Annotated in this window: 6 protein-coding genes; all 6 read left to right on the plus strand. The window is 33.6% G+C overall.

Features of this window, described 5'->3' with window-relative positions; genetic code table 11:
• Window positions 1–174 precede the first annotated feature (174 nt).
• Window positions 175–588, plus strand: a complete 414-nt coding sequence (locus J7M77_RS12610; RefSeq protein WP_296879103.1) for a holin family protein — start codon at window positions 175–177, stop codon at window positions 586–588.
• A gap of 1 nt (window position 589) precedes the next feature.
• A complete protein-coding gene (locus J7M77_RS12615) occupies window positions 590–1,042 on the plus strand; it encodes a hypothetical protein (RefSeq protein WP_296879105.1) in 453 nt (150 codons plus the stop codon).
• Between the two features lie 152 nt (window positions 1,043–1,194).
• The gene (locus tag J7M77_RS12620; RefSeq protein WP_296879107.1) at window positions 1,195–2,019 is read left to right on the plus strand and encodes an SH3 domain-containing protein; all 825 of its coding nucleotides are present in this window, start codon (window positions 1,195–1,197) and stop codon (window positions 2,017–2,019) included.
• Between the two features lie 4 nt (window positions 2,020–2,023).
• Window positions 2,024–2,263 (plus strand): hypothetical protein, encoded by a 240-nt coding sequence (locus tag J7M77_RS12625; protein ID WP_296879109.1) that lies wholly within the window; start codon window positions 2,024–2,026, stop codon window positions 2,261–2,263.
• Window positions 2,253–2,414: a hypothetical protein gene (locus tag J7M77_RS12630; RefSeq protein WP_296879112.1), complete on the plus strand. Its 162-nt coding sequence runs from the start codon at window positions 2,253–2,255 to the stop codon at window positions 2,412–2,414. Before J7M77_RS12625 ends, J7M77_RS12630 begins: the two co-directional genes overlap by 11 nt.
• A gap of 305 nt (window positions 2,415–2,719) precedes the next feature.
• A partial coding sequence (locus J7M77_RS12635) for a hypothetical protein (protein ID WP_296879114.1) occupies window positions 2,720–2,840 on the plus strand: 121 nt, incomplete at its 3' end.

Consider the following 2,840-nt stretch of genomic DNA (forward strand, 5'->3'; position numbering starts at 1 on the left):
AAGCTCTTGAAAATTTTACAAAGGATTTTACGCAAATATTAAGCGTTGAGGAGGAATTTGACATCATTCCTATTTCTATTACAGAACTCGGAGATGCTAAATTAACTGCAAATGATCTGGATATACTGTCTTTTATGATCAAAGCATAAATATAATATAACGAAGGTGAGGAAAATGAAGAAAATGAGTAATTATTTTAACAGTACTGTAGCAGTTATTGCTACTTTTTTTACGTATTTATTTGGAGGATGGGATGTATCATTAAGTATTTTAATTGTATTTATGGTATTGGACTATATTACAGGAGTGATATGGGCGTATATTCAGAAAACAGTAAATAGTGAGGTCGGGTTCACTGGATTGTTGAAAAAATGCATGATTTTAGTAGTGCTTATCGTAGGAGCAATGTTAGATCGTTTATTGAATAGTGGTAGTTGGGTATTCAGAACGCTTGTATGTTATTTCTATATTGCGAATGAGGGTATTTCATTATTAGAAAATATTAGTTTATTAGGAGTGCCGATTCCACAGAAAATTAAGGATGCACTAGAACAACTAAATAAAGAAAATGATCAGGAGGAAAATTAACATGAAAAAATATGTTGGAGTTAAATTAATTGAAGCACAGCCAATGACTCGTGGTGATTATAACAAATATCGTGGTTGGATTATTCCGGAAAATGAAAATCCAAACGATGAGGGATACCTATTAAAATATAGTGATGATTATGTAAGCTGGTCACCTAAACAAGTATTCGATGAAGTATATAGAGAGTACCGAGTAAATGAATTGCCACAAACGGCTTTAGGAATGATTAGCGAAAATTATAAAGAAAGGTTTAAAGCTGAATATCGTCAAGTAAAAATTCGCTATGATAAGTTAGATGAAATGACAGTATGTTATGAAGCTGGAACATTACCATTTACACCAACTTGTTCATTGGAATTATTAAAAGAGCAAAAGAAACACATGGGTAATTATATTCGTTGCTTAAAAATTAGAGCACAAATTGAAAATATTGATTTGATGGAGGATAATTAAAAATGAATAACGTAGAAACTGTTTTGAATATTGCTAGAGGGTGGATTGGATTAAACGAAGCTGATGGCTCACATAAGGAAATTTTAAACGTTTATAACTCTTATACACCACTACCAAGAAATTACAAAGTCAAATCAACTGATTCATGGTGCATGGCATTTATTTCAGCTTTGTTTATTAAAGCTGGATTAACAGATTTATGTCCTTTGGAATGCAGTTGCGGTAACGCAATTACAAAAGCTAAGGAAATGGGTATCTGGGAAGAAAACGGGGCCATTACTCCAGCAGTTGGTGACTTAATTATGTATGATTGGGATAAAAAAGACGGATGGCCTGAACATGTCGGTATCGTTGAATCAGTAAATGGCAATGAATTTGTTGTTATCGAGGGAAACAAAAATGATGTAGTAGGACGTAGAACTGTAACAGTAGGAAGTGCAAGTATTCGTGGATTTGTTAAACCTATGTATGATGGTGCAACACCAAATGTAAGTGATACTCCGCAAGCTGAAAATAACGCCAGTACAACTGTAAACTATAAAGTTAAAGTTATTACTCCTAGCGGTGTCAACTGTCGTGCTGAGCCAAATACATCAGGCAAAAAAATTACTGCCTATGCAAACGGTACTGTTTTAAATGTAACCAAAGAAAGCAACGGTTGGTTATATGTCAACGATACAGGATGGGTAAGCGGACAATACTGTACGAAAGTAACTGCTTCTAGCGGATCTAATGCAACAGGCAAAGCTACTGGTACATACGAAGTCCGTGTAGACAGTGCTCTTGTTGTTAGAAGCGGACCTGGTACTAACTATGCTAGAAAATCTAAAAGTCAGTTAACTAAAGATGGTCAAAAACACAGTAATGCAAATGGTGGTCTATTAAACGGCACTCGTGTAACTGTTTCGGAATGGAGCGGTAACTGGGCCAAGATACCTAGCGGATGGGTTAGTGGCGATTATTTGGTTAAGGTATAAGATTATGGCACTAAAAACAAAAAGAGCGATAGCATCTCTAATATCGTTGTCTTTATTGATCAATATTGTGTTAGGTATTTATACCGCTCAATTAAAAAGGAATTACAATGCTAAAATAAAGGCATATTCCAATGAAATTAATGAGCTTAACGGTGATGTTGATTATTATAAAGATCAGTACAAAAGATATTTGGAATTGTCCGAAGAACTGGAAAATCAGTTAGGAGTATACTATGATCATTAAATTAAAAGAAGATGCTGAAACAATCGAAGGCAAGAAACTTTCGATTGATCAGCAGTACTGGTTAATATTAGACGGTAAGTTTATTAGTGTTATTGAAGACAAAAATCACAAGCAGTATTATGTGAATAACAAATATATTGAAAAAGAATAAGCTTATAATAAAATTGAATTAAGAAATAAGACCCAGGGTAGGCAGCTAAATGCTAAGCGTATTGTAAGTACGTTGCCTCCTGGGCTTTCTTTATTTCTATATAATAACGATAGGAAAAACGTGATAAAACGCGATAAAGTGTACTCCGTAAGTAACAAATAAGTAACAAACCGGCTAAACTCCGCATTCCTGTGTCAATTTTTTTTCAGATTTTGAAAGTGCTAACAAATTTAGCCTTTAGCTATTTAAATCTTTAAACTTATTGGTTAAAATGAAGATAACAAAAATGAAAGGAAGTAAAAGTAATGGAAAAGAAACCAGTAAAAATTGTTACAATTGGTGGGGGTAGTAGTTACACACCAGAATTAATGGAAGGATTTATTAAAAGATATGATGAACTTCCAATTAAAGAAATTTGGTTAGTTG

This window comes from Thomasclavelia sp. (genome assembly GCF_017889095.1).
In the GTDB taxonomy this organism is placed as follows: domain Bacteria; phylum Bacillota_I; class Bacilli_A; order Erysipelotrichales; family Coprobacillaceae; genus Thomasclavelia.

What these genes read in the sequence shown, in the direction of transcription:
- J7M77_RS12610 (WP_296879103.1), top strand. Translation starts at nt 175, where the DNA reads ATGAAGAAAATGAGTAATTATTTTAACAGTACTGTAGCAGTTATTGCT.
- J7M77_RS12630 (WP_296879112.1), top strand. Translation starts at nt 2,253, where the DNA reads ATGATCATTAAATTAAAAGAAGATGCTGAAACAATCGAAGGCAAGAAA.
- J7M77_RS12625 (WP_296879109.1), top strand. Translation starts at nt 2,024, where the DNA reads ATGGCACTAAAAACAAAAAGAGCGATAGCATCTCTAATATCGTTGTCT.
- J7M77_RS12615 (WP_296879105.1), top strand. Translation starts at nt 590, where the DNA reads ATGAAAAAATATGTTGGAGTTAAATTAATTGAAGCACAGCCAATGACT.
- J7M77_RS12620 (WP_296879107.1), top strand. Translation starts at nt 1,195, where the DNA reads ATGGCATTTATTTCAGCTTTGTTTATTAAAGCTGGATTAACAGATTTA.